Here is a 25321-nt window from a genome sequence, read left to right as displayed (position 1 = left end):
CTTCCTCACACGTTCTGCCAGTAGGTGAACCCCAGGGAGGTCAGCCCCTCTGCCCGACAGAGGCGGTCAGAGGCTCCCCCCACCTCGGTCTGAAGGAGCTGGTACGCCGCACCGTGCGATTGCCCCCAGTGCATCGCAGCGCGCCACAGGAGGCGGCCGAGGCCCTTCCCTCGTTGATCGGGCAGGACGCCGAAGTATTGCGGCATGAGCTGGGCCGCCCCCACGGCATCGAGGCGTACCTCCATGGGCCCGATGACCCCGGCGACCTTATGGTTGAGCACGGCGACCAGGACGGGACCGGCCGTCCCCTCTTGCATCTGCTGATGGAGGAAGGCAAATCCGTCTGCGGCCATCTGCTCGGCGAAGTGGCCGAAGGTGTGCCGTACGTCTCCGGGCCACTCCCCGAAGGGGCGGACCGGCCCTTCCGGGGCCGGGCACGGACTGGCTGTGAAGTCCTTGAGCTGGACACGGACTCCTCGCCCTGGGTGCTCCTCCGGCCCCTGGAAGCGGACGACGCGCGCCTTCGCGGCGCCGGTGCCGACGGCAAGTTTCTGGGCCAGCAGGGAGGCACTGGTGTGGATGTCGGGGCCGATGCCGTAGGCATGCACCTTGACTGTGCCGGAGCCTCGGCGCGAGAAGGTGGGGATCAGAGTCTCACCTGGGTGGTGTGCCACTTCATCGACCAGTACACACTCGTCTTTGGCGTCCAGCCAGCGAATGTCCTTGTCATAGCGCAGGAAGCGTTCGGTGGGTGCGGCGATCAGGGTGTCGGTGAAGAGGTCCTCGGTGAGGACGGACGGGTGTACGGGACCGAGGGTCGGCACGTAGGGCACCGTCACCACTGGACGAAGCCAGTCCCAGCGGAATCGCATGCGGGCAGCGTACTCATCTCTCACATGAGGCTCGGGCCCTGACGCGGATACGCCGGGGCCCGAGCGGATGCGACCGGATGCGCGTTGATCAGTTGGGGTTGTCGTCGCCCGCAGCGCAGGAGCAGGCGGCGCCCTCGCTCAGGGTGTCGGCGTTGGGCTCGATGACGAGCGTGGGCGTGGCGACGACGCTCATGGGCAGTGCCGGGCGGGTGACCGGCGGTCGGCCGGTCGAGATCGTGACGGGTACAGCGGTCATGAGTTCACCATCTCCTTGGTGTCTTCGTGCTGGCAGTACAGATTCAGTGGTGCCTTCGCCTCCTGGTAGACCTTGGCGAGCGGCCTGCACACCCGGCAGGAGCCGGAGAGCGAGCAGCCCGTACAGCCACCGGTGCGAAGCATGAGGCGGTCGGAGATCTCCCCGAGCCGGCGGAGACCGTCGATGCCCTCGGCCATGAGGTCGATCTGGTCATCGCGGCCGATCTTGCAGATGGAGACCTTGGCGTGCGGGTCGGCGTGGAAGAACGTCACGCCCGCGTTGCAGCCTTCGAAGGTGGGGCGGCGGCGGAGGTGCTCCGACTGAACGAGGAGCGGTTCGCCGGTGCCGGAGTAGGTGGGCTGCATGTTGGTGTAGACGTGGTGCTCCAGGCCCCAGCCCTCGGCGATGGCCACCATGGCGTCGACCTCGTGGGCGTTGTCCTCGGTGACGACGACGTTCAGGCGGACGGGAAGCCCGGCGTTCCGCGCTGCGGCCATGCCACGGTTGAACGCCTTCCAGGCACCTCGACGCTGAGTGAGTTCGTCGAAGGAGGCCTCCGACGCGCCGTAGATGCTGGCGACGATCCGGTACGGCGGGCAGTCCCGGAATAGGTGCAACAGGTCCTTGTTCCACAGCCGGGAGGCGTTGGTCGAGACGGTGAGCATCATTCCTGCGGCGTACGCGTACCGATACGCGCCCTCGAAGTCCGGATCGATGGTCGGTTCGCCCCCCGTGATCTGGAGCCAGAGCACGCCCGAGTCCCGGAAGATATCGAGGAGTCGGACCTTCTGCTCCCAGGTGAGGCCCGAGAACGGGCGGTCACCGAGGTAACAGTGCTTGCAGCCGAAGTTGCACCCAAGGTTGATCTCCCAGCTCGCCCGCGCGAAGCCCAGTTCGGTCGGCTCACGCACGAGGACGCTCTGGGCAATGGACTGGCCTTGGAGGTCCAAGTTCCATGCATCGGCGACTACTTGGGTCAGCCAGCCAGGGACGTGGGCGTCGGTGCCGCTGTGCTGCCGCACTTCGTCGTAGTGCGTGGCCGGCAGGCGCACACATGTGGTGTTGCCTGGCCGTACGGCCAGGTAGCCGTCGAGGAATGGACTGACGATCAGTTCGTGCATCGTGTGCCTCATTTCTCACTTGGGGCCATGGAGTCCACCCTGACCGCGCGGTCCGTGCCCGGCCCGGCAGCGCGGGCAGCGGCATGGGGGCCATGCCAGCGAGTCGGCGATCCATTCCGGGGCCGGGGTCGCTCTGACCGTGCTCCGTCGGAGGCCACCGACGCGCTCACCGTCCGGGCCGATCCGGTAGGTCTCGATGGTCATGCGGGACATGCCCGGCTCAGGCGGAGTTCCGGCCTTCACCGCCCACCCCCTCACCCTGCCGGTGGCAAGGGCATGTGCAGCACCGCATCAGCAGCAGCCCCATGCTGTGGGGCAGGGGCACATCCTCGGTCTGTCGGCACTCACCGTGCACGCCCCGGTACTCCGGCCGCTGAGCGAGCACGCATTCCACCGACATCCGCCCGGTGTCCGTGGCTGTCTGGCTCATCACGCCGCCCTCCCGGCGCCGACGACGTGACGGTCAAGGTCGATGCCCCAGTCAGCAGCCAGGGCTGCACGACGCCGGTACTGTCGCGCCCGCTCCCGCTCGCTCACGAGCACGTACGGGCGGACCATGGCGGCCGCGCGGCCGTCGAGGGGCACGTCAAGCCCGTACGGGGACCGGGGCACCGGAGGCCACACCGTGGCCGCAGCGGGAGCCGCTGGACGCTCAGCGGGTACCGGTTCGGTCGGGCGAACGTCTCCTCGCCGCTTACCCGTGCCGGGCGCAAAGACGCCCAGGATCCACCGCGCGAACGCATGGATAATGCTCACTGTCGTCAACCTCCGTGGGGTTGGTGGCCACGCCCCGGGGCCGTCGCGAGCGGTCGCCGGGGTCTGCGGCTCATGTGCATGGGGTTCACTCGGCGGCTGCCCTGCCACGGCATCCGCACGTGACGATCCGCCACACGCGGCTACTGCCGCAGACCTTGACGAGTCCCGCCTCGCGCAGGGTCTTACTCACGGCCCCGCAGTGGAAGCAGGCCTCACCATGCAGCCGAACGATGCTCACGCACTCGTGGATGACCGTCGGCGTGAGTGGGAGTGCTTCAGGCATTCCCCGGTTCCCATCTGCTGGTTCCTACGCGTGCAACAGAGGGTGAGGGAAGGGAAGAGCAACAAGTACCCCGGCGGGGGGTAGTTGGGGCATCAGCCCGCTCAGGTGGCGGAGCACCACTCGGCGAAGTTCGTGAGGCTCTCCGAGTCGGCCCGCTTCAGCCGACGCAGCGTGGCGGCGTCCTCACGCACCCACGGGTGTTCTCGGGTGTGCTGCGGGGCGATCCGGCGGGCGACCTTCAGCGATTCGAACGCGTCGTCCGCGAGTCCGGACCACAGCTGGGCACGGCCGAGCTCGATGTAGAACCCGGAGCGCCGCTCAGCCGGAAGGGCTTTGGGCGGCTTCCATTCGCCGGCGATGTCGAGGGCGCGGCCAACATGATCGCCTGCGAGGCTGACGGCGACGGATACCTCATGGATCTTCACGGAGTCCGGCCCGAACGCTGTGCCGCAGTACACGTCCTCAGCTACCCGCTCGGCGAGCGCACTCGCCTCATCGAGGTGGGTGATGGCCGCAGAAGCATCACGTGCCCGGCCCGCGATCACGGCGGCCCGCATGTGCAGGGCGCCCCTCGCCGCGATCTCCGGCGGTGCAGCCGGGGCAGGGGCAGCATCCAGGGCCTGCTCCAGGGTGCGCAGCCCGGCGGTGTGAGCGCGAGCAGCGAAGAAGGTCTCCGCACGCACGTAGGCGACGGACGCGGACAACAGCGGATCGCCTGCCTCGGGGGCGGCCCACCGCATGAGCTCGACGAGGCGCGCGGACAGGTCATGGGCACCGAACTTGTAGGCGACAGCGTCCGCGGAGCGGTAAGCATTCACCAACAGCCGAGCCAGGTCGCCCCGATGCTCGGCGGAGGCCGCGTGGTAGGCACGGGCGAGTTCGGCGAGCAGGTCGGGCAGTTCCCGGGCGATCCGCGTGTACTGGGCTGCCAGACGCCAACGGGCGGCGTCGGCGACAGCCGCGCGCATTTCGTGGTGGGGACGGATCGGGCCGTCCTCGGGGAGGTCGTACGTGGCGAGCGCGGCGGAGAGCACGGGGAGCGCCTCGTGGACGCGAGTGTGAGCCGGGCCGCGGTCGGTCCGCAGACGCGTGGGGTCGACGCCGACGGCATCTGCGATGGCTTCGAGCGTGGAGTCGCTGACGCCGCGCTCCCCGCGCTCGATCTTACGGATGGTTCCGAGAGACACACTGGCCGCGTCGGCGAGCTGCTGCTGTGTCAGCTTCGGACGCATGACGCTGCGGTAGTAGGCAATTCGCGCGCCTACTCCGCGGTTGCTGTGTGCGGACATACGGGCTCCAGTTCGGTGCGTCAACTCCGAACCGTACCCTCGCCGACACGCTGCGTGTACATGAACGACCCCGCCGGATTTGGCAGCGGGGCAGCATCGTTCCACTCAGGCCTTCACGATCTCGGGGAGCTGGGTGAGGCTGTCGATACGCCAGTCCGCCGCCGCCACGACTTGCGGGTCTTCGGCCCACAGGCAGCCCCACGGCCCGCGGCGGATGTGCGCGGTACGCAGGCCCGCCGCCTTCGCCGGAAAGACGTCGTTGACCGGATGGTCACCGACATAGAGGGTCTCGCTCGGAGCGGCCTGCGCCGCCTCCATCACCCGCTGGAAGAACTCCGGGCTTGGCTTCGCCACCCCCCACTCCCCCGAGGTAACGATCAGATCCGCCGGGAGCTCCAGGGCACGCAGCAGTTCGCCCGCACGGGATGTCTGATTGCCCGCGATGATCACGCGGACGCCTAGCGTGAGCAGCGCGGACAAGGCCGGGCGGACGTCGTCGTAGAGGTCGGTCTCGTCGAGGTGCTCACCACGGCCGGCGGCCTCGCGGGCGTGGTACTCGGCAGCGACGTCGATGCCTGGGCGCACGAGTCGGAGAGCCTCGGCGTTGTCTCGTCCCTGAGCGACAACCGCCCCCACGAGCGCGGAGAGGGTGTGGCGCGGGACGCCAAGCCAGTCGGCCCAGGATGCCCAGTAGCGATCGTCCCGGGTGAGCGTCTCGCCGACATCCAACACGATGGTCTCAATCACCCCTGGGAGCCTACGACGCTGCGTCATGGGCCAGGCATATGGCCTGCCCTCGTCTGGACCGTGGCCTCCAGCGGGAGAGGGCCAGGGACGGGAAAAGGCCGCTGCCAAGCCCGCTGACCCTCCTCCGGCGTTCCTGGGTCTCGCTCTGGTCCCTGGATACCGCCGACCGCGGCGGCCTACGAGGGCTGGCGGAACCATGAACTGTTCCCGAAAGTTACCCACAGGCTGTTGACGGGCGGCGCCTTCGCGCGCTCGGCCAGGGCACGCTCGTGCTGCGGGTGGAGCATCGTAAGGGCGATCTGCTCGGCGGATATTTCGAGGTGCAGCGCCAGTGGGGCTCAGGCTTCGACTTCGGCTCGCTGCGGTTCACTCGCCATCTGCTGCACGGGGACCGCTTCGGCTCCCGGATGACGACGATGATCGTCGCGGTGATGGTCGTGCTGTACGCACTGCTGCCGGCCGACCGCGCCCCGCTGCCGCTACTGATCCATAGCGGCGTACTGCGGCTGATCACCCTCGGCGGGCCCGGGTTCTACGAGTCGTAGCCAAGCTTCCTGCGCCCCGCCTTCCCCCGCGTCCAATCAGCGCGCGCGAGCACTGGCGTGAACGGCGAGAGCCCGGCCCCCGCACGCGGCCGTGGTGGCCAGTGCCCGGGCCGGGCTCTCCCTCGCCCACGGCGCGCATCCGGCTGTGATCGCCGGTACGCCGCCGTGGGCCACGCCTGCTGTCGCGGCTTACTCGCCGTCTTCCTCGGGCTTCTCCGAGTCGTTGATCTCCTGCTCCAGGCCGAGCTGCTCGACGAGCCACTTGTCGAACTCGATGGCGGCCCGCACCCAGCTGACCGTCGACGAGACGAAGTGCTCCAGGGCGACGCCGGTGCCGATCAGCATCTGCGCCTCGCCGATCAGACGGACCGTGCCGTCGTCGTGCGTGTGGCTGTACACCTTGGGCCACAGGGTCCGGCGGTTCCAGTCGTCGATCGACTCGAGGAGCTGCGGCTTCTCGTCGATCTGGTGGGGCCGGTCGTAGAACGTCCGCACCGAGAAGACCTGCTGGTCACCCTCGCCGCGGAACATGAAGTACGTACGGAACTGCTCCCACGGCGCCGCGAGGTCACCCTCGTCGTCGACGACGTACTTCAGCTCCATCTGGTCCAGGAGCTGCTTCACGAGGTCCTGATCCGGGACAACGGGGCCGGGCGGCGGGCCGGGCTGCGGCTGCTGCTGACCCCCGAAGTTCGGAATCGAGGACGGGTCGATGCTCACCGTGATTTTCCCTTCGTACGGATCCCGCCATCCTCCCCCATGCGGGGAGGGGGGTGGCAAGCCCAGACGGGGCTGTCAGCCGTCGGCTGACTCGTTCCGGTCACTCCGGGCGGGCACCCGGTCCTACCGGGTACCCGCAATCACCGCGTCGTGCCGGGTCACAGTGTCTTTCCGGTCGCCGGCCCCACGATCAGCCCGTCCCCGAAGGCGTCCACCCGGACCGTGTCGCCGTCCTTGACCTCGCCGGCGAGGATCTCCTTGGCCAGGCGGTCGCCGATCGCGGTCTGGATGAGGCGGCGCAGGGGGCGGGCGCCGTAGGCCGGGTCGTTGCCCTCGTCGGCGAGCCAGGCCAGGGCGCCGGGGGTGACCTCCAGGGACAGCCGCCGCTCGGCCAGCCGCCCCGCGAGGCGGTCGATCTGGAGCTGCGCGATCCGCGCCAGCTCGTCCTTCGCGAGGGCCGAGAAGACCACGAGGTCGTCGAGCCGGTTGAGGAACTCGGGCTTGAAGGAGGTCCGGACCAGCTCCAGCACCTGCTCCTTCTTCTCCTCGTCGCTCGTGATCGGGTCGACCAGGAACTGGCTGCCCAGGTTCGACGTCAGCACCAGGATCGCGTTGCGGAAGTCGACCGTACGGCCCTGACCGTCCGTCAGCCGACCGTCGTCCAGCACCTGCAGGAGGATGTCGAAGACCTCGGGGTGCGCCTTCTCGACCTCGTCGAGCAGCACGACGCTGTACGGCCGCCTGCGCACCGCCTCGGTCAGCTGGCCGCCCTCCTCGTAGCCGACGTATCCGGGGGGTGCGCCGACCAGCCGGGCCACGGTGTGCTTCTCGCCGTACTCCGACATGTCGATGCGGACCATCGCCCGCTCGTCGTCGAAGAGGAAGTCGGCGAGCGCCTTGGCGAGTTCGGTCTTACCGACGCCGGTCGGGCCCAGGAAGAGGAAGGATCCGGTCGGGCGGTCGGGGTCGGCGATGCCGGCCCGGGTGCGCCGTACGGCGTCGGACACGGCCCGCACGGCCTCCGTCTGGCCGATGAGCCGCTTGCCCAGCTCGTCCTCCATGCGCAGGAGTTTCTGCGTCTCGCCCTCCATGAGGCGGCCTGCGGGGATGCCGGTCCAGGCGGCGACGGTGTCGGCGATGTCGTCCGCGCCGACCTCCTCCTTGACCATCGTGGACTTGGCGGCTTCCTCCTCGGCCTGCGAGGCGGCCTCCAGGTCCCGCTCCAGGGCCGGGATCTCGCCGTAGAGCAGCTTGCTGGCGGTGTCGAAGTCGCCGTCGCGCTGGGCGCGTTCGGCCTGTCCGCGCGCCTCGTCGAGCCGTTCCTTAAGCTCGCCGACGCGGTTGAGGGACTGCTTCTCCTTCTCCCAGCGGGCGGTCAGCCCCCTGAGCTCCTCCTCCTTGTCGGCGAGATCGCGGCGCAGCCGCTCCAGGCGCTCACGGGAGGCCGGGTCGGTCTCCTTCTCCAGCGCGAGCTCCTCCATCTTCAACCGGTCGACGGCGCGCTGGAGTTCGTCGATCTCGACCGGGGAGGAGTCGATCTCCATACGGAGCCGGGAGGCCGCCTCGTCGACGAGGTCGATGGCCTTGTCGGGCAGGAACCGGGAGGTGATGTACCGGTCGGAGAGGGTCGCCGCCGCCACCAGCGCGCTGTCTGCGATCTGCACCTTGTGGTGGGCCTCGTAGCGCCCCTTGAGCCCGCGGAGGATGGCGATGGTGTCCTCCACCGTGGGCTCGGCGACGAGCACCTGCTGGAAGCGCCGCTCCAGGGCGGGGTCCTTCTCGATCCGCTCCCGGTACTCGTCGAGGGTCGTGGCGCCGACCATGCGCAGCTCACCGCGGGCGAGCATGGGCTTGAGCATGTTCCCGGCGTCCATGGCAGAGTCACCACCGGCACCGGCCCCGACGACCGTGTGCAGCTCGTCGATGAAGGTGATGATCTGCCCGTCGGAGTCCTTGATCTCCGCGAGCACGGTCTTCAGCCGCTCCTCGAACTCACCCCGGTACTTGGCCCCGGCGACCATGGCGCTGATGTCGAGCGCGACGAGCCGCTTGTCCTTGAGGGACTCGGGCACGTCCCCCTTGACGATCCGCTGGGCGAGCCCCTCCACGACGGCGGTCTTGCCGACACCGGGCTCACCGATGAGGACGGGGTTGTTCTTGGTACGGCGGGACAGCACCTGCACGACCCGCCGGATCTCCTGATCCCGCCCGATGACGGGGTCGAGCTTTCCTTCCCGCGCGGCGGCCGTGAAGTCGGTGCCGAACTTCTCCAGCGCCTTGTACTGCCCCTCGGGGTCGGCGGTGGTCACCCGGCGCCCGCCGCGCGCCTTCTGGAAGGCGTCCAGCAGCTTCTTCGCGCTGGCGCCCTGCTGGCTGAGCACCTCTCCCGCCTGGCCGCCCTTGGCGGCGATGCCGATGAGGAGGTGCTCGGTGGAGAGGTACTCGTCCCCGAGCTCCTTGGCCCGCGCCTGGGCGTCCGCGATCACGGCGAGCAGCTCGCGGTTGGGCTGCGGGGGCGCGACGGTGGAGCCGGTCACGCTGGGCAGCGAGGCCAGCACCTTCTCCGCGCCGGCCCGCACGGAGGCCTGGTCGGCGTCGACGGCCACCAGCAGGTCGATGATGTTCGCATTGTCCTGCCGCTGGCCCGGCCCCTGGAGCAGAGCGAGGAGCAGGTGGGCAGGGGTGAGGTCCGCGTGCCCCTCGGTGAGGGCCCGGTTGCTGGCCGCGTTGATCGCGTCCCGGCTCCTGTTGGTCAGCTCGGCGTCCACGTTGGTGTTCTCCTCCTGGCGTCAGCGTCTCCCAGTACTGACTGAGTCAGCGTACACAAAGTTGAGCGTATTCCGCTCAAGGTGGTCGGGAGAGGGTCTTCAACTGTTGGTGGTTCGGCTGCGGTTTCCTGCATGAATCGGGCGGTGTCGCGGGTGGGGCGTGTCTTTGTGTGATGGTCGGTCGTTAGCTCGATCGGATACGGGGAGTGCACCGGGTGCGGAGCCGTGCGGGAGGGGGTGGTGGGTGTGGGCCGGTTGATGGCAACGGCGCCGTGCACCGCCTTCCGCGGCGTGGCCGAGGGCAGTGGTGAGCAGGTCGGTCGGCGGCTGCTGTTCGAGCGGGTGTCCTTCCTGACGGAGCTGTGCGGGGACCTCACCCGGCAATTGGTGGCTTCCCGGTGGGACGAGGACTCGCTGGACGTGCTGGCCGCCGGGGCCGACGGGCAGGGCGAGCGGTTGCCGTCCAAGGGGTGGATGGCGCTTAGACGTCTGGGCTGGGCACAGGCCGCCACCCCGCCAGCCGGGGTGTATGTCTCGGACCGGGTGCGGCGGGCGGCGCAGGAGTACGCGGCACGCACCCTGCGGCTGGCCCTGCACCGGCGCGCCCTCCTCGCCGCGATCCTGGCCACCTGGCCCGCCGAACCCTCCGGCCGTCGCGGCGCGGCGGAGTGGACGGCACTGCGGGCCGCCCTGCCCGCCGGGGTGGGCAAGGCGGAGATCCGCAACCGCACCCGACAGGTGAGCGCCTATCTGCGCGAGCACGGGCGCCTCCCGGCCGGGCTGTGTGAACTGGAGGACCCGCCCGAGGTGGCAGCGGTGGTGTTGCTCGCGGCGATGGACCGCCAACAGGTCACCCTTCAACGGGTGGACGAGGTCACGGCCCGGCTGCGGGTGAAGCTCCCGCTGTGCCCGGCACCCGCGTCCGGGCGGGACTGGGCCTGGCATGTGATCGATATCCGGCTGCCCCACACCGTGAGCGCGGATGCGGTCCTGCACACTCCGACGCTCCGCCCGGCTGGTGATGGCCGGATCGCGGTGGACCTTCCGCACTCCCGCCCCGCCCCCACCACCACCACAGCCTCCGGGCACCGGGTGGCGGTCGGGTTCGACTGGGGCGTCAACACCCTCCTCACCGGCACGCTGGGCCGCCTGTCCGGCCAGGGCCCAGAGAGCCGGGTGGTCACCGACGGCCGCCCGCTGGTCTTCGACACCACCGCCGTAAGTGCGAAACTGCACCGGCTGCGCACCCACCGCGAGCACCTTGCCGCCAAACGCGACCACTACCAGCACCTCGCCGACGGACTCGGCGCCCCGCACCTGGCCTGGGCCGAACTCCTGGACAAAGCCGCCGTGCTGGAGGTGGAGCATGAGCGGGTGTGCGCGCGGATCCGTCATCTCAACCAGGCGCTGGCCTGGTCGGCGGCCCGCTGGGCCGTCGACCAGACAGCCGCGCTCGGCGCGAGCGTCATCTACCTGGAGGATCTGGCCACGCTGGAAGCGCGCGGGCGCCGCAAGGGCAATGCCCGGTTGTCCGGGCAGGTCCGCGGCACCCTCGCCGAGGCGATCCGGCATCTGGCCGCCAAGGCGGGGATCGCGGTGGTCACCGTCCCGGCCCGCGGCACCTCCGCCCATTGCCCCGCATGCCTGAACCCGCTCGGCCACCATCCCGCCCCGGACCGGCTGACCGAGCGTGGCTGGACCTGGGCCCACTGCAGTCGCTGCGGGCTGTCGATGGACCGCGACCATGCCGCCGCCCGGCGGATCGTCTCCCGCGGCCTGCTCGCCCAGTCCCACACCGTCACCGAACGCGCCACCGGCACCCGCACCATCCGCACCACCGTCGAAGGCACCGCCCGCCCGGTCCGCCGACCGAAGAAAACCACCCGCCGCCTGCGCCGCGCCCGCCACGCCTTGACGGCACCGGCCCAGCCGCGCGGGCCGAAGACCACCCGGGCAAGGGCCGCCCCACCCCCAGCAGGCCGGCAATCCCACCCCGGCGTCGCGCCTCACGCGCCGCCGGACAACATGCCTCAGCCTTGGCTGTGAAGACTTCCCGCCGTATGCCCGATGTGCGTACGGTCCCCGCCACCACCCCTCAAGGGGTGGTCCAGCGTCCGGCGGGGCATGACACCCAGACGCCAGCCCTTCCCGGTCCGGTGTCAGGTCATGGAGTACCCGCCCCACCCCGCACGGAAGAAGCACATCCGAACGCGGCGGGGCGGCTCTCACGCGGAACCTGTCGACGGCGTACCCACGCCGCCGAGCGGACCGGCTTCCACCATCTGCGCGCCACCGAAGTCCACACCCTCACCCCGAGGTTCGGACCCCACCCCGGCGACAGACGGCCACGCCGCGCCCGAAAAGCCTGAAACCCACAGGCACACACAGAGTTCCAGAGACGCTTGCGGCAGCTAGGGTTCCCGACCATGGCCGCATACCCCCAGGATCCGGGCGCGCCGGACGCGCCGTACCTCACCTTCTGGCAGGAGAGGCACCTGTGCACCCTGACGACCCTGCGCCCCGACGGCACCCCGCATGTCGTACCCGTCGGCGTCACATACGACCCCGAGGCGCGGCTTGCTCGGGTGATCGCGAACAAGTCGAGCGCGAAGGTGGGCCATGTGCTGGCCGCCGGCCCGCAGGGGGCGCTGGTCGCGGTCTGCCAGGTGGACGGGCGGCGGTGGGCGACGCTGGAGGGGGCGGCGTACGTCCGCAGCGAGCCGGACCGGGTCGCGGAGGCGGAGCGGCGGTACGCGCAGCGGTACGGGCGGACGCCGGCGCCGAATCCCGACCGGGTGGTGATCGAGATCGAGCTGCGGCGGGCGATGGGGCGAGGATGAGCCGAGGATGACCGGGGCAGCGGGGCGCCGGGTTGGCCGAATACCGGGCGCCCGGTTTCAGCCACCGCCGACCGCAACGGACAGCGGCTCCACCGAGGGGCGGATACGGGGAAATATCCCCCGAAAACTGCAGCGGCGTCACCGTGTTCAGGTCACGGTGACGCCGCTGCCGGGGGAAGCACCTGAGCGATCTGTTACGACGGGGGAATCGCGTCAGGCACTGCGGGGGGTGGCTGAGATGGTCGTTTGGGCCGGGGCTTCCGGCTCCACCAGTCGGTGGTCGCGCTGATCAAGATTGACGAAGATCATTCCGTACCGGATGGCACACCGAACGGGCTGCGGCGCCCCCCGAGGCCGCCGCAGACATCGGTAAGCCCGCACGTCCTCGTCCTCGTCCCGCGTGACGACGACCGGTTCACCGAAGACTGTCACCATCAACGAGTCACCGGAGTGGGGGATCGCGGTGACCAAGTCGATGAAGTGCCAGCCGGAGCGGTAGGCGGTGGCCATTTCACGGCGGAAGGAGCGGTCGTCGGGAGGAGTGGTCATCGTGATCAGTCCCACCTGCTGTCCATGGGGACCGGCGTTTCGCCACCCTCGGCCGCGACAACCACGGACTGCACGCCGCCCACCTTGTGCACGTCACTCGTCACACCGGAGAGGCCTGCCAGAGTTCCGAAGGCTGCAACGGCGGAGAAGGCGGCAGCAAGTACCGAGCGAAGCATTCTCTTACGCATAGTCGGCTTCGTCCTCACTTGAAGGTCCCCTCTTCCCCCGTCAGATAAGACGATGGCTCATTCAGGCACGTCATGGCCACACGATCGGTGCATCATGTTCCTGCATGTTCAGGACCCTGGGGGGTGGAGATTTGGCAACAAATGGGACTAAGGCGACACATCCCCATGCGGTGACCGAGCTGTGTGAGGAAGGAAGCCGCCTTTATGCGACTGCCCTGCGCACAGGTCGCATTCTGCGGGCGGATGTGGAGACTGCTCCGTGTCTGATGGAGTTCGCCCTCCTTCACCCTGATCCCGATGACGCGAAGTGGCTGCGCCCAGTTCCTCCCTCCGTAGCCCTGGCGCAGCGGCTCAACCCCATAGAGCGCGAAATCACAGAGCAGCGGCGGATGTCGATCGCACTCGCCGAGGCCTTCGAGCCATATATGGCCCTCGGCGCCCAGGACACCGCCCCTACCCACTCGATCACGGTGCTGGAAGGCCTCGACCGCATCAACGCGGCGCTCGACCTGGCGACTGCCCAGTGCCAGACAGAGATGCTCACGGTCCAGCCGAGTGGCCGCCGCAGCCCTGAGAACCGGCTCACCGAGGCACTGGAACGCGACAGGCCGCTGATCGAACGCGGGGTGCGCATCCGGACCCTCTACCAACACACGGCCAGGTTCATTCCCGACCGGTTGGGCTATATGGACCACTTCACCGACGGCAAGGTGGAGTACCGCACCATCGACGAACTCGTCGAGCGCCTCATCATCTGCGACGAGGCCGTCGCCTTCATACCCATCCGTGACGACCGGCAGGTGGCCCTGGAGCTCCGTCACCCGGGCCTCGTTCGTTACTTGATCAAGGTCTTCGAGTTCATGTGGGCTCGCGCGGTGCCCCTGAGCGCCGGTACGCCGTATGAGACCGACCCCGACGGCATCACCGACATCCAGCACTCCATAGCCAAACTGCTCGTCGAAGGCCACGTCGACGAGGCCATAGCGCGCCGGCTGGGCATGAACGTGCGCACCTGTCGTGCCCACATAGCCAAGCTGGCCACGGCCCTGGGCAGCGGCAGCCGCGCCCAGCTCGGCTATCTCATCGCGCAGTCCGGGATCCTCGACAAGGATCACTGAGCCCACGGGGGAGAGCCACACGTGACCGCAGAGGCACACAACCACGAAGCGGAGGAGGTATGCGAGGCGGGCTTGGAACTGTATGCCCACGCCTTGCGGACCGGGCGTATCCCGGCGAGTGACGCCGAGCCCCTGCCCTGCCTCATCAGTGCCGGTCTACTGCAGCCGGACCTCGAGGACACATCGCACCTGCGGCCAGTAGCCCCCGCCGTCGCCCTCGCCCGGCTGCTTCGCGGTTTCGAGGAGGACATCGCCCGCCGACGACGGCAGGAGGCCTCCCTGGCCGACGCTTTCGAACCATTTCTCGCCCTCGCAGAGCCGCCCCCCGGCCCGGCGGCAGCCGCCGACATCCGCCTGTTGAGCGGGCTCACGTGGATCAACCTCACGATTACTCAGGCACTGGCCAAGGCCACCACGGAGATGCTCACCATCCAGCCCCATACGACCTACATCGGTATGTCACCGGAAATCCATGCCGAAGCCATGGAGCGCGACCAGTCCTTCTTGGACCGCGGCGGTCGCATCAGAACCCTGTACCAGCACACCACGCGCCACATCCCCATGGTGGCGGCCCGATACGAGCAACTGCGGGGCGACGTGGCGGCACGCACCATGGACGAGGTGACCGAGCGCCTCCTGCTCATCGACCGGACCGTGGCCTTCATCCCCGCCAACAAGGAACGCACCCTGGCCCTCGAAGTCCGTGAGCCGGCACTGGTCTCCTATTTCGCCACCACCTTCGACCGCCTCTGGCGCCTGGCCACCCCGATGTACCCCGAAGCCGTCCAGCAGCCCACCCTCAACGGGGTCACCCCCCGCCAGCGCGCGATAGCCGCCCTGCTCATCGAGGGCCACACCGACGCCGTCATAGCCGACCGCCTGGGCATGAACATCCGTACCGCCCGCGTCCACATCGCCAAGCTCGCGGCGACGCTCGGCAGCGAGAGCAGGGCCCAACTCGGCTATCTCATCGGCCAGTCGGGGATTCTTGACCAGGAACCCCAGGAACCCCAGGAGCCGGAGGCACCCCCGGCACCCCCGCAACGCTGATCACCGCCGCCTCGGACGACGACGCGCGCGTCCCGTCCAGCCCCACCTGAGCGATCCGCACCCCCAACTGCGTACGACTCGCCGCCCCCAGCGTCTCCGACAGCCGCGCGATGTGCGCCCGGCACGTACGGACGCTTATCCCCAGCCGTTCCGCGATCACCGCGTCCTGATGGCCCTCCGCCAGCAGCGCGGCGATGGACTGTTCGCGGTGGGAGATGCCCTCGATGCCGGTGTCGGGGAGCGGGGCCGTCAGGGGGATGGCGAGCCGCCACAGCCTCTCGAACACCGTCACCAGGTACTGCACCAGCGCCGGATGCCGCAGCTCCAGCGCCAGCGTGCGGTCCGCGTTCGCCGGGATGAAGGCCACCGTGCGGTCGAAGAGGATCAGCCGGTCGATCACCTCGTCCAGCGTGCGGGCCTCCACCGAATCGCCCATCAGCTCCAGGTAGTTGAGCAGGCCATGGCCGTGCCGGGCCACATGCGTGTAAAGGTCGCGCATCCGCACGCCCCGGCCCCGCAGCTCCAGCGCCCGGTGCAGCCCCTCCGTCAGCTCGTGCTCGGGACGGATGCCGCCGGGCTGCACGGTCAGCACTTCCCGCGCGCACGCCTGGGTCGCCTCGTCCAGCGCCGCCTGGATACGGGAGGCGCCGTCGAGCACCCGGATCGCCGTGCCCTCCGCGCCGGACGCCTGCGCCGGCTGCGGACCCAGCCGGGCGTACCACTCGAACGCCGTCACCGCCGAGCCCATCCGCCGCTGGCTCGCGCTGACCTCGTCGTACACCCCGCGCAACAGCCGGGTCATGACCTCCTGCGGGGACGTCGGCACCAGCCAGTCCATGTCGTCGGGGTCGGGGTGCAGCAGCGCCAGATCCAGCAGGCAGGGCACCGAGTCCGCGTCCCGGCGCGGCACACGGCCACGCCGTACGGCCCGGGAATACACGCGATCCCCGGCCTCGCACAGTCGGTCGGCACCGTGTGGATGCTCCTCCGCCCCGTGCCCGGCCATCGCCCCATCCACCCCCGGTTCCTGCCTCTTTCGCCGGCTCGCTCACTTGGGAGCGCGGTGTCGACACCTGCGCCGGGACACCCGGGCCGGGCGTGGCCCTGGTCGACAGGCCCACCGTGCTCAGCCCTTCGGGCCTACGGGTTCGCTCGCGCTTCCGCAGCGCAACTATGCGCGGACGGGCCGTGCTCCGCAACACGGCTCACGCCGGGACGGACGCCGTAATCAGGCGGTCTGCACCGGTATTTCCCGGCCTCCGCCCGTAGAGTTGCAACAAGCTGATGGTGCGGTCCCCAGCCTTTGCCCTGTGCGCCGCAAATCCCGCACACAGCCGGGTGAACCGACCGCCCCGGCCCCCCGGAGCCCACCCTTCCGCGTGCACCTCCCGGAAATCCCCCAGTGATCACCGTGTTACACCCCCCACTTAACGTCAGGTCATGGCGGACATATTTGACGCGTACGCGTTGGCCGACGCGTGGGACGAGATGTTTGAGCGGCCGGGTGAGGTCAGGACCGCCTATGAGCCGGTGCTGGCTGCACTTCAGCCGATCGAGCCGAGTGAACTGCGGTTCCGGGCCGACCAGATGGCCCGGGCGTTCACCGACAGGGGCGTGACGTACGCCTTCGCGGGCGAGGAGCGGCCCTGGCCGCTGGACCTCGTGCCCAGGATCCTCGACGCGCTCGAGTGGGATCTCATACAACGCGGGGTGGGGCAGAGGGTGCGCGCCCTTGAGGCGTACCTCGCCGACGCCTACGGGCACGCCCGCGCCTTCGAGGACGGCGTCGTGCCCTGGCGCCTGCTGCTCAACTCCCCGCACTTCCACAGAGCGGCCCATGGAATCGAGCCACCGGGCGGGGTGCGGATTCATGTCGCCGGGATCGACCTCGTACGGGACGAGGCCGGGGACTTCCGGGTACTTGAAGACAATGTGCGCGTGCCCAGTGGCGTCTCGTACGTCATCGAGAACCGTCGCGCCATGACCCGGATCTTCCCCTCCCTCTTCGCCGAGCAGCATGTGCTTCCCGTCGACGGGTACGCCCAGCGGCTCCTCGCGGCCCTGCGCGCCGCCGCGCCCGACGGGACCGACGATCCGCGCGTCGTCGTCCTCACCCCCGGGCCCAACAACGCCGCCTACTTCGAGCACGCCCTGCTCGCCCGGCTGATGGGTGTGCAGCTCGTCGAGGGGCACGACCTCGTGTGCCGCAACAACCGCGTGTGGATGCGGACGACGCGCGGCGAGGTGCCCGTCCACGTCGTATACCGGCGGCTCGACGACGACTTCCTCGACCCTCTCCACTTCCGCCCGGACTCGGTGATCGGCTGCCCCGGCATCATGGGCGCCGCCATGGCGGGCACCGTCACACTCGCGAACGCCGTGGGGAATGGGATCGCCGACGACAAGCTCCTCTATACGTACGTCCCTGATCTCATCCGGTACTACCTCGGCGAGGAGCCGATCCTCCCGAATGTGGAGTCGTATCGGCCTGACGAGCCAGGCCAGTTGGACGCCGTCCTCGACCAGATCGAGCAGCTCGTCATCAAGCCGGTCGACGGCGCCGGCGGCCAGGGCATCGTCATCGGACCCAAGGCCGACCGCGACACCATCGAACGCACTCGCAAAGCCGTCATCGCCGACCCGCGCGGCTTCATCGCCCAGCGGCCCGTCGCCCTGTCCACCTCCCCCACCCTCGCGGGCGAGCGCATGGCACCGCGCCACATCGACCTTCGCCCCTTCGCCGTCAACGACGGCAACGATGTCTGGGTGCTGCCGGGCGGCCTGACCCGGGTCGCCCTCCAGGAGGGCAACCTGATCGTCAACTCCAGCCAGGGCGGCGGCTCCAAGGACACGTGGGTGCTGGCCGAGGGGCCGGCCGAGTCGCCCGTACCGCTGAGTGCCGGCGATCCGCTCGCCGTCGCTCCGCGTCAGCTCGGACCCGACGGCACCCCCACCGTCGTACAGGAAGGGGAGCAGCAGCAGTGAACGACGTGATCCTCTCCCGTATCGCCGAGGCCCTGACGTGGACCGGCCGCTATGTCGAGCGGGCCGACGCCACGGGCCGCATCCTCGACGCCTACCTCCACCGCATGCTGGAGGACCCCTGGCGCGACGAGGACGTGGCCTGCCGGTCGTTGTACGCGATCCTCGGCATGGAGGCCGGCGGCGCGCCCGTCGACATGCAGCAGGTCCTCGACCAGCTGGCGTTCGACGCCCGCTCGACGGGCTCGATCGAGGGCGCCCTGGGCGCTGCCCGGCTGAACGCGCGCAGCGCCCGCGAGGCGGTGTCGTCGGAGATGTGGGAGTGCCTCAACTCCACCTGGCACGCCCTCGCCGACCAGCGGCTCGCGGCCCGACGGACCGGCCCGTACGCGTATCTGGAGTTGGTGCGCAGGCGAGCGGCGCTGTTCTTCGGGCTGGCCGACTCCACCATGAGCCGGGACGACAGTTGGCGATTCGTGGTGCTCGGTCGCAGTCTGGAACGGGTGGACATGACCGTACGGCTGCTGTCGGTGCGGGTGCTGGACGCCGCGCACGCGCCCGACTGGACGACCCTGCTGAGCGCATCCGGCGCGGACGAGGCGTACGCGCGCGTGTACGGCGGTTTCGGCGACACGCCAAGGGTGGCCGAGTTCCTTTTGCTGGACCGCGACTTCCCGCGCTCGGCGCTGCACGCGCTGACGACCGCGGAGGAGTGCCTCACGGCGCTGGGCCGCCCCCGCCAGGACCCGGCGCGCCGCCCGATCGGCCGGATGCGCACCCGCCTCGAATACCTGGACACACACGCCCTGGAGGACCAACTGCCCCTGCTCCTGAAGGACTTGCAGCAGGCCTGCATGGCCTCGATGGACGCGGTGGCCGACCGGTTCTTCCCGTACCAGGGGCCCGTCGAGTGGGCCCAGGAAGGAGCGTGAGATGACCGCCCAGGTAACTCGCCGTCTCCGTATCAAGCACACCACACGCGTCTCGTACGCCCAGCCGGCCGCGTCCTCGCACAACGAGGTCCGTATGACCCCGCTGACGCTGCCGGGCCAGACCACCCTGGACGCCCGGGTCACCGTCAGCCCGGCGGCCACCACCTGGGCGTACTGGGACTACTGGGGCACCCAGGTCACCGGTTTCGACCTGATGGACCCGCACGCAGACCTCACCATCACGGCCTCCAGCCTGGTGGAGACCCACCCGCCGGGCCCGCTCCCCGAGGCGCCCACGTGGCGGGTGCTGGCGGAGACGGTGGCGTCCTCCCGTCTGCTGGAGTTCGCGGGCCCGACCATCCGTACGACCGTGCCCGACTCACTCCTCGAAAAGGCGCGGGAAGCGGCGGCCGGTCTCGATCCGCACGAGACGGCCCTCGCGGTGTCGACGCTGGTCGCCGACCGGGTGGCATACCTGCCCGGCACCACGAGTGTGAACACGTCCGCCGCCGAGGCCTGGGAGCAGTGCGCGGGCGTCTGCCAGGACATCACCCACCTCACGATCGCGCTGCTGCGGGGAGTGGGACTGCCCGCACGCTACGTCTCCGGCTACCTCCACCCCGAGCGGGAGGCGGAGCTGCACCGGCCGGTCGCCGGGCAGAGCCACGCCTGGATCGAGTACTGGGCGGGCGACTGGTGCGGCTACGACCCCACCAACCGGACGCGGGCCGACGAGTCCCATGTCGTGGTCGGCCGCGGACGGGACTATGACGACGTCACGCCGCACAAGGGCATCTACCGCGGCGTGCCCGGCGGGCCGCCGGAGGTGACGGTGGAGTTCACGCGGGTGGCCTGAGCGGTCCAGGGCCCGTCGCGAGAGCGGCGGGCCCTGCCTGCTCCCTGCCTGCTCCCTGCCTGCTCCCTGCCTGCTCCCTGCCTGCTCCCTAGTTGCTTCCTACTTGCTGAGCCCGATCGCCGCGCAGGCCGCCTTGTACTTGGCGGTGCAGATGTCGGACAGCTGGTAGATCCCGTCGGCGACGACGGTCTCCTTGATGTTGTCCTGGGTCAGCGCGACCACGGGGACCAGCAGGGCCCGGATGTCCTGGTCGGTCGGGCTGTCGACCTGGTCCTGGGTGAGGGAGTCGAACTGGATGTCGTGGCCCTGGACCTTGGCCACGGCCATCTCCGCGGCGCTCTCCGCCTCCTGCGGGTACGACTTGTACACGCTCATGTACTGCTCGCCGGCCACGATCCGCTGGACGCCGTCGAGTTCGGCGTCCTGCCCGGTGATCGGCGGCAGTTGGGTCACGCCCACGGCCTTCAGGGCCCTGATGACGCCGCCGGCCATGCCGTCGTTGGCGGAGTAGACGCCCTTGATGTTGTTCACGCCGATGGCCTTGATCGCCTGGGCCATGTTGGCCTCGGCGTTCTCCGGCTTCCAGTCCTTGGTGTCGTAGGACTTGGCGACGTCCACCTGGCCGTTGAGCTCGGAGAGGGCGCCCGCCTTGAACTGCTTGGCGTTCGGGTCGGTGAGCGAGCCGTTCATCATGACGATCTTGTCGGAGGAGTCGACCTCCCCCATGGCCTCCAGGAGGGAGCGGCCCTGCACCTCGCCGACCAGTTCATTGTCGAAGGAGACGTAGGCGTCGATCGGTCCTTCGGCGAGGCGGTCGTAGGCGATGACCGGGATCCCGGCGTCCTTGGCCTTCTGCACGCCGCCGGCGATGGCGTGCGCGTCGACGGCGTCCAGCAGGATCACGTCGACCTGGTCGTCGATCATCTTCTGCAGCTGGCTCGCCTGCTTCTTCGCGTCCGCGTCGGCGTTCAGGTAAACGACCTGGCCCTGCTTGTCGGTGAGCTCCTGGACCTTGTTCCTGATGATGGGGTAGTCGAACTTGTCGTAGCGCGTGTTCGCCGTCTCCGGCAGGAGCAGCCCCACGGTGATGTCGTTGCCCTTGGTCGGGCTCGCCTCACTGCTGTCCCCGGTGACGCCCAGTGCCCCGCACGCGGCCAGCGAAAGGGTCATCGTCGACGCGGCGGCCACGGCTGTGGCGGTACGGCGCAGGGGGCGCATGGGACGCATAGAGGAGCTCACTTCTGGTGCCTTCGGGACATGGACGCGCCATTGCGCCCAGATGTCTGAAAAGACAACGCGGCGACGGCCCCCAGCGTCAAGCGGAACTACTTAACGAGTGCGCAACACCACGCTCCGCTGTGCATGTAAAGACAACCCGGAACGCCTCCAAACGCCCATTACACCCTCTCCATCGAACCTTGCTCGAAGAGTCGACCAAGATCCGTACAACCAACGCCATTCCTCGCGAGTCGTGATCGGGACAGCTCCCCGACCGCTGCCCCGCACTCGACCAGAGGATCGAATGAACCAAGCCAGACGCGCGACCGCCGCTGCCGCGACGACGGTCGTGCTCGCCACCGCGGGCGCCCTGCTCACGACGACCCCCGCCTCCGCCGCCGTGACGTGCACCTCGCCCGTCTTCAAACGGCAGTTCTTCGCGAACACCACTTTCTCGGGCACACCGAAGAAAACGGACTGCGACTCCAGGATCGACCAGAACTGGGGCACGGGCGCCCCGGCCACCGGCCTCCCGTCGAACAACTTCGGCGTCCGCTGGACCGTGACGAGGGACTTCGGCTCCGGCGGCCCCTTCGCCTTCTCCGCCTCCGGCCTGGACGGCATCCGCGTCCACCTCGACGGCACGCGCAAGATCGACCTGTGGAAGAACACCTCCACGACCGTCTCCAAGACCGTCAACGTCACCGTCCCCTCCGGCGCACACCCTCCGCGTCGACTACGTCAACTGGACCGGCTCCGCCAAGGTCAAGTTCACGTACACGCCCCGCACCTCCGCCACCGTCGACAAGGTCAAGCCGCTGACCCCGACGGGGACTTCGGTCTCGTACGACTCGACGACCGGCAAGGCCAAGCTCACCTGGTCCAGGAACAAGGAGATGGACCTCGCGGGGTACCGGGTCTACCGCCGCCTCAAAGGCAGCACCAGCTGGACGAGGCTGACGACCACGACGGCCCTGTCCCACACCGACACGCCGCCCGCGACCGGCCAGACGTACTACTACGAGGTCCGCGCCGTCGACTTGGCCGGCAACGAGTCGTCGGGAACGGCGGACCAGCCGGTCACCACCCCCGACCGCACGGCCCCCGCCGCGCCCACCGAGCTCTACGCGAAGGTGGGCCCGGGCTATGTGAGCCTCGCCTGGGACGCGCCCGACAACACCCTGCCCACCTACCGCGTCTACCGTGCGACCGCGCCCGAGGGGCCCTTCACCCGGATCGCCGACTCCGTCGACAGCTCCTGGTACTACGACCGCTCGGCCGACAACACCAAGCGGCTGTACTACCGCGTCACCGCCGTGGACGCCGCCGGCAACGAGTCCGCTCCGTCCGCCACCGAGGACACTGGCGAACCGGACACCACCCCGCCCGCTCAGGTCACCGGCGTGACCGTGGAAGGCACCACGGCGGGCAACGCGGTGCGCTGGCAGGCTTCGTCGTCCGAGGACACCTTCTACTACGAGGTGTGGGCGGCGCCCGAGGGAGGGTCGGACGCCGACGGACCGGAGACCGTCTTCGGTCTCTCGTTCAACGACTTCCGCGCGGAGGCCGGAGTCCCGCTCACCTACCGCATCCAGGCCGTCGACCGTTACGGCAACCTCGCCCCCGTCTCCGCCCCGGTCACCGCGACGCGCCCGGCCCCCGGCGACTCGGCGGCCCCCACCGGCCTGGCGGGCACCCCGAACGACAGCGCGACGGAACTCACCTGGGACTACGCGTCGGACGCGGCGCCCTACGGCTACCGCGTCTACCGCCGCACCACATCGACCGCCGCCTGGACCCGCCTCGGCGAGAACGCCACGACCGCGAACCGTTACACCGACACCGAGGCCCCGGGCATCTCCGCCGACTACTACGTCGTCGCCCTCGACGCCCAGGGCCGCGAGTCGGCGCCCTCCGAGATCATCAAGGTATGGCGGGACACCCCGGCCACGCCGACGGCCCCCGCACCACCCACGATCGAGCTGTCGGCCCCCTACGCGGAGTGCACGGCCAACGACTGCGCGCCGCACGGCGGAACGTCCGTTCCGCTCACCGTGACGCTGAAGCACGACCGGCTGCTCGCCGGCTACACGTACCGCTTCACCGGAGCCGCCAACTCCGGCTATCTGGGCACCGACCAGTCGACGATCACCTGGAAGCCGCCGGCCCCGGGCCTGTACGTCTTCGAGGTACGGGCGGTGGACGTCTACGGCCGCACCGGCCCGTTCACGAGCATCACCTTCAAGGTCGGCTGACCCGACCACCGGGCACGCCCCCGTGCGGGGCGTGCCCTCACCACGTCACGACGAGCCGGTTGACCACGACGAAACAGCCGGCCAGCAGGAGGAAGGCCACCCATGCCGCCTTGCCACGGGCGCGGGCAGGCCCTCGCCGCAACGCACGTACGCACTCGCCGAGGCCGATCAGCGCGCCCAGCAGGCCGACTCCGCCGAGCACCGCGGCGACGACGTACGCCCAGGTGTGCTCCCCCAGGGTGCGCAACAGCAGCGCGGCCAGGGCAAGGGGAAGCAGCGGCCAGGCATCGGCGCTGACGGAGCTCGGAGCTTCGTCTGAGTTCGCGTTCGGGTTCGGGTTCGGGTTTGAGCTGGCGGTTGCCGGGCTCGGCATGCGTGTCTCCCCCTGGACATCTGTCGCGTTGAGATGTGAAGAAAGATGCGATGAAGCGGCCGCGGGTTCCATCAGCCGGCTGCCTGGCCGGGCACCGCGTTCCGGTTGCCCGACCAGGCACGTCCTCGGTTACAAGGTCGGTTACAGGTACGGGCGGGTGATCAGCTCAATCGCGTGACCGGCAGGGTCCTTGAAGTACACCCCTCGACCGCCGTGCCCGTTGTTGATCTCGCCTGAGCGCCGCATCTGCGGATCGGCCCAGTGCTCGATGCCGCGATCACACAGCTGCCGATACGCCCGGTCGAACAGCTCGTCGTCGATCAGGAACGCGTAATGCTGCATCTGGATCTCCACCGGCGGCTCGGCGAACTGAAGCAGCACGCCGTCGGGCAGCTGAATGTTGGTGAACGGGCCCCAGGACGGTGCTTCCGGGAGTTCCAACAACTCACGGAAGAACTGAGCCGACTCGTTGCGGTCCTTGGCGGCGATGATGGTGTGGTTGAACGTGACTGACATGTGGATGACCTCGCTGTTGTTCGACACGAAGAACGGACTCGCGGTGCGCGAGCGCTGGGAGGTCCGCGTGCCGAACGAGATCCACGTGCCGAACCGATGGGGTGCCTGCTGCGCACCCGCTGTGCGATCAGCCCTCCACCGGGTGGCCAATCCGTGTGTGGCGTAGCGCCGGTCCGGTGTTCACGTCGGGGACGCTACTTGATCCAGCCGACTGCGGCAACAAGACCATATGAGCCGGGAGTTGGCGGCATTCATGGCGTTGGCAGCATTGGTGGCGTTGGCGGCATCAGTCGCAGCCTTCAGCCCCTCTTCGGGCCCGTGATCGCCTCACCGATCACGAAGCCCTCGGCCGGGCCTTCGGGGACGGTGACGTCGGTGCCGTAGGGGACGCGGTGGATGTCTTCCCAGTCGGCCTTGTCGGGGCGGGGGCCGGTGAAGAGGGTGACGGTGCCTTGGCCGTCGTAGTCGTCGATGAGGATGTACATGGGGATGCCGGCGCGGGCGTATTCGCGGCGCTTGCGCGTGGGACAGCCAGCCGGTGGCCACACCTCGATGGCCCCCTCGATGATCTCCGCCCGATACCCCTCGGGAAGCTCCATCGCCTTCCACGCCTGCCATACGACCTCGTCCAGGCCGGGAGCGCTCAAGACGGCACCTTCCCTCCGCGGAACGATGCGCCCTTCACGCCCAACTCGAACCACACCCCCTTCGCGAACCGCCCCGCCCTCTCGTCAGCGACGCCCCACAGGTCCGCCATCTCCTCGACGAGCGCGAGCCCCCTCCCCCAGCAGGCGACGACCCTGCCCGCCGGGTAGGCGACGACCGGCGGATCGGGACTCTCGTCGAACACGCTGACCCGGAAGCGGGCCGGGGTGAGCCGGATGCGGAGCATGGCGGTGCCCTTGGTGTGCAGGTGAACGTTGGTGACGAGTTCCGAGGTGCACAGGGCAGCGGGCATGACGAGGTGCTCCCGGTCGTGGGTGAAGAGGACGGCGCGTACGAAGTCGCGGCAGAGGCGGGGGGCGGTGGCGTCGGCGGGGGCGAACAGGCTGTATTCGTGGGTTGGTTGGGTGGGGCGGTGGGGGGC

22 protein-coding genes and 1 pseudogene are annotated in these 25321 nt (G+C 69.4%); 9 read left to right on the top strand and 14 right to left on the bottom strand.

Translation table 11 applies throughout. The annotated features are described in order from the left end of the window. Window positions 1–5 precede the first annotated feature (5 nt). The 5 genes from ADL12_RS04520 to ADL12_RS04495 form a co-directional block, all read right to left on the bottom strand. Window positions 6–872 (bottom strand): GNAT family N-acetyltransferase, encoded by an 867-nt coding sequence (locus tag ADL12_RS04520; protein ID WP_062698702.1) that lies wholly within the window; start codon window positions 870–872, stop codon window positions 6–8. Between the two features lie 88 nt (window positions 873–960). Beyond that, window positions 961–1128, bottom strand: coding sequence for a hypothetical protein (locus tag ADL12_RS54810; RefSeq protein ID WP_167364375.1), 168 nt, complete (start codon window positions 1126–1128; stop codon window positions 961–963). Continuing rightward, window positions 1125–2249 (bottom strand): radical SAM protein, encoded by a 1125-nt coding sequence (locus ADL12_RS04515; RefSeq protein ID WP_062698700.1) that lies wholly within the window; start codon window positions 2247–2249, stop codon window positions 1125–1127. Before ADL12_RS04515 ends, ADL12_RS54810 begins: the two co-directional genes overlap by 4 nt. Window positions 2250–3389: 1140 nt before the next feature. Beyond that, entirely contained in the window at window positions 3390–4520 is a 1131-nt protein-coding gene (locus tag ADL12_RS04500) for a helix-turn-helix domain-containing protein (RefSeq protein ID WP_244187767.1), read from the bottom strand. A 162-nt stretch (window positions 4521–4682) separates the two neighbouring features. Next, a complete protein-coding gene (locus ADL12_RS04495; protein WP_062698692.1) occupies window positions 4683–5324 on the bottom strand; it encodes an HAD family hydrolase in 642 nt (213 codons plus the stop codon). Window positions 5325–5602: 278 nt separating this feature from the next. On the opposite strand from ADL12_RS04495, the gene ADL12_RS04490 reads away from it, so the two are divergent. Beyond that, window positions 5603–5869, top strand: a complete 267-nt coding sequence (locus tag ADL12_RS04490) for a hypothetical protein (protein WP_062698691.1) — start codon at window positions 5603–5605, stop codon at window positions 5867–5869. A gap of 189 nt (window positions 5870–6058) precedes the next feature. Here the strand turns inward: ADL12_RS04490 and ADL12_RS04485 are convergent, their stop codons facing one another. Continuing rightward, window positions 6059–6589 (bottom strand): YbjN domain-containing protein, encoded by a 531-nt coding sequence (locus ADL12_RS04485; protein ID WP_062698689.1) that lies wholly within the window; start codon window positions 6587–6589, stop codon window positions 6059–6061. Between the two features lie 158 nt (window positions 6590–6747). Next, a complete protein-coding gene (gene clpB / locus ADL12_RS04480) occupies window positions 6748–9357 on the bottom strand; it encodes an ATP-dependent chaperone ClpB (RefSeq protein ID WP_062698687.1) in 2610 nt (869 codons plus the stop codon). Between the two features lie 258 nt (window positions 9358–9615). On the opposite strand from clpB, the gene ADL12_RS04475 reads away from it, so the two are divergent. Together ADL12_RS04475 and ADL12_RS04470 are read left to right on the top strand one after the other, a co-directional pair. Continuing rightward, a complete protein-coding gene (locus tag ADL12_RS04475) occupies window positions 9616–11403 on the top strand; it encodes a zinc ribbon domain-containing protein (RefSeq protein WP_062698685.1) in 1788 nt (595 codons plus the stop codon). Between the two features lie 380 nt (window positions 11404–11783). Beyond that, window positions 11784–12197, top strand: a complete 414-nt coding sequence (locus ADL12_RS04470; protein ID WP_062698683.1) for a pyridoxamine 5'-phosphate oxidase family protein — start codon at window positions 11784–11786, stop codon at window positions 12195–12197. Window positions 12198–12410: 213 nt separating this feature from the next. Here the strand turns inward: ADL12_RS04470 and ADL12_RS04465 are convergent, their stop codons facing one another. Continuing rightward, a complete protein-coding gene (locus ADL12_RS04465; RefSeq protein ID WP_062698722.1) occupies window positions 12411–12746 on the bottom strand; it encodes a Rieske (2Fe-2S) protein in 336 nt (111 codons plus the stop codon). 292 nt (window positions 12747–13038) lie between these two features. Between ADL12_RS04465 and ADL12_RS04460 the strand changes: the two genes are divergently transcribed. Next, window positions 13039–14052, top strand: a complete 1014-nt coding sequence (locus ADL12_RS04460) for a helix-turn-helix transcriptional regulator (RefSeq protein WP_244187766.1) — start codon at window positions 13039–13041, stop codon at window positions 14050–14052. A gap of 21 nt (window positions 14053–14073) precedes the next feature. Then, on the top strand, window positions 14074–15102 hold the full coding sequence (locus tag ADL12_RS04455) for a helix-turn-helix transcriptional regulator (RefSeq protein WP_062698679.1): 1029 nt from the start codon (window positions 14074–14076) through the stop codon (window positions 15100–15102). Here the strand turns inward: ADL12_RS04455 and ADL12_RS04450 are convergent. Continuing rightward, window positions 15020–16108 (bottom strand): helix-turn-helix transcriptional regulator, encoded by a 1089-nt coding sequence (locus ADL12_RS04450; protein WP_062698719.1) that lies wholly within the window; start codon window positions 16106–16108, stop codon window positions 15020–15022. The genes ADL12_RS04455 and ADL12_RS04450 overlap by 83 nt on opposite strands. A 434-nt stretch (window positions 16109–16542) precedes the next feature. Here ADL12_RS04450 and ADL12_RS04445 point away from each other — a divergent pair, with 434 nt between their 5' ends. From ADL12_RS04445 to ADL12_RS04435, 3 genes are read left to right on the top strand one after another with little or no spacing between them, the layout of a single operon-like run. After that, window positions 16543–18087 carry a circularly permuted type 2 ATP-grasp protein gene (locus ADL12_RS04445; protein ID WP_062698677.1) on the top strand — a complete coding sequence of 515 codons (1545 nt, stop codon included), beginning with the start codon at window positions 16543–16545 and terminating at the stop codon, window positions 18085–18087. Beyond that, window positions 18084–19016, top strand: coding sequence for an alpha-E domain-containing protein (locus ADL12_RS04440; RefSeq protein ID WP_062698676.1), 933 nt, complete (start codon window positions 18084–18086; stop codon window positions 19014–19016). The genes ADL12_RS04445 and ADL12_RS04440 overlap by 4 nt, the downstream gene beginning before the upstream one ends. A 1-nt stretch (window position 19017) precedes the next feature. After that, complete coding sequence (locus ADL12_RS04435; RefSeq protein ID WP_062698673.1) at window positions 19018–19872, top strand: transglutaminase family protein; 855 nt, start codon at window positions 19018–19020, stop codon at window positions 19870–19872. Window positions 19873–19971: 99 nt separating this feature from the next. Here ADL12_RS04435 and ADL12_RS04430 read toward each other — a convergent pair whose 3' ends face one another. Then, window positions 19972–21090: a sugar ABC transporter substrate-binding protein gene (locus ADL12_RS04430; protein WP_425265063.1), complete on the bottom strand. Its 1119-nt coding sequence runs from the start codon at window positions 21088–21090 to the stop codon at window positions 19972–19974. 304 nt (window positions 21091–21394) lie between these two features. On the opposite strand from ADL12_RS04430, the pseudogene ADL12_RS49180 reads away from it, so the two are divergent. Beyond that, a pseudogene (locus ADL12_RS49180) lies at window positions 21395–23345 on the top strand (PA14 domain-containing protein). 37 nt (window positions 23346–23382) lie between these two features. On the opposite strand, the gene ADL12_RS04420 reads toward ADL12_RS49180, so the two are convergent. The 4 genes from ADL12_RS04420 to ADL12_RS04405 all read right to left on the bottom strand — a co-directional run. Then, complete coding sequence (locus ADL12_RS04420) at window positions 23383–23718, bottom strand: hypothetical protein (RefSeq protein ID WP_062698671.1); 336 nt, start codon at window positions 23716–23718, stop codon at window positions 23383–23385. Between the two features lie 141 nt (window positions 23719–23859). Next, a complete protein-coding gene (locus tag ADL12_RS04415) occupies window positions 23860–24234 on the bottom strand; it encodes a VOC family protein (RefSeq protein WP_062698715.1) in 375 nt (124 codons plus the stop codon). Window positions 24235–24533: 299 nt separating this feature from the next. Further along, complete coding sequence (locus ADL12_RS04410; protein ID WP_062698713.1) at window positions 24534–24833, bottom strand: PDDEXK family nuclease; 300 nt, start codon at window positions 24831–24833, stop codon at window positions 24534–24536. Window positions 24834–24877: 44 nt separating this feature from the next. Further along, window positions 24878–25321 (bottom strand): ATP-binding protein (locus ADL12_RS04405; protein WP_244187765.1); only part of this gene is annotated, 444 nt, incomplete at its 5' end.

It is taken from the genome of Streptomyces regalis, from assembly GCF_001509475.1.
Lineage (GTDB): Bacteria > Actinomycetota > Actinomycetes > Streptomycetales > Streptomycetaceae > Streptomyces > Streptomyces regalis.
The sequence above is the reverse complement of the archived record's forward strand: the minus strand, read 5'-3'. Positions and strand labels throughout refer to the sequence as shown.

What these genes read in the sequence shown, in the direction of transcription:
- ADL12_RS04515 (WP_062698700.1), bottom strand. Translation starts at nt 2,249, where the DNA reads ATGCACGAACTGATCGTCAGTCCATTCCTCGACGGCTACCTGGCCGTA.
- ADL12_RS04465 (WP_062698722.1), bottom strand. Translation starts at nt 12,746, where the DNA reads ATGACCACTCCTCCCGACGACCGCTCCTTCCGCCGTGAAATGGCCACC.
- ADL12_RS04435 (WP_062698673.1), top strand. Translation starts at nt 19,018, where the DNA reads ATGACCGCCCAGGTAACTCGCCGTCTCCGTATCAAGCACACCACACGC.
- ADL12_RS54810 (WP_167364375.1), bottom strand. Translation starts at nt 1,128, where the DNA reads ATGACCGCTGTACCCGTCACGATCTCGACCGGCCGACCGCCGGTCACC.
- ADL12_RS04460 (WP_244187766.1), top strand. Translation starts at nt 13,039, where the DNA reads ATGTTCAGGACCCTGGGGGGTGGAGATTTGGCAACAAATGGGACTAAG.
- ADL12_RS04445 (WP_062698677.1), top strand. Translation starts at nt 16,543, where the DNA reads ATGGCGGACATATTTGACGCGTACGCGTTGGCCGACGCGTGGGACGAG.
- ADL12_RS04450 (WP_062698719.1), bottom strand. Translation starts at nt 16,108, where the DNA reads ATGGCCGGGCACGGGGCGGAGGAGCATCCACACGGTGCCGACCGACTG.
- ADL12_RS04430 (WP_425265063.1), bottom strand. Translation starts at nt 21,090, where the DNA reads ATGCGCCCCCTGCGCCGTACCGCCACAGCCGTGGCCGCCGCGTCGACG.
- ADL12_RS04520 (WP_062698702.1), bottom strand. Translation starts at nt 872, where the DNA reads ATGCGATTCCGCTGGGACTGGCTTCGTCCAGTGGTGACGGTGCCCTAC.
- ADL12_RS04475 (WP_062698685.1), top strand. Translation starts at nt 9,616, where the DNA reads ATGGCAACGGCGCCGTGCACCGCCTTCCGCGGCGTGGCCGAGGGCAGT.
- ADL12_RS04410 (WP_062698713.1), bottom strand. Translation starts at nt 24,833, where the DNA reads ATGGAGCTTCCCGAGGGGTATCGGGCGGAGATCATCGAGGGGGCCATC.
- ADL12_RS04415 (WP_062698715.1), bottom strand. Translation starts at nt 24,234, where the DNA reads ATGTCAGTCACGTTCAACCACACCATCATCGCCGCCAAGGACCGCAAC.
- ADL12_RS04420 (WP_062698671.1), bottom strand. Translation starts at nt 23,718, where the DNA reads ATGCCGAGCCCGGCAACCGCCAGCTCAAACCCGAACCCGAACCCGAAC.
- ADL12_RS04500 (WP_244187767.1), bottom strand. Translation starts at nt 4,520, where the DNA reads ATGCGTCCGAAGCTGACACAGCAGCAGCTCGCCGACGCGGCCAGTGTG.
- ADL12_RS04470 (WP_062698683.1), top strand. Translation starts at nt 11,784, where the DNA reads ATGGCCGCATACCCCCAGGATCCGGGCGCGCCGGACGCGCCGTACCTC.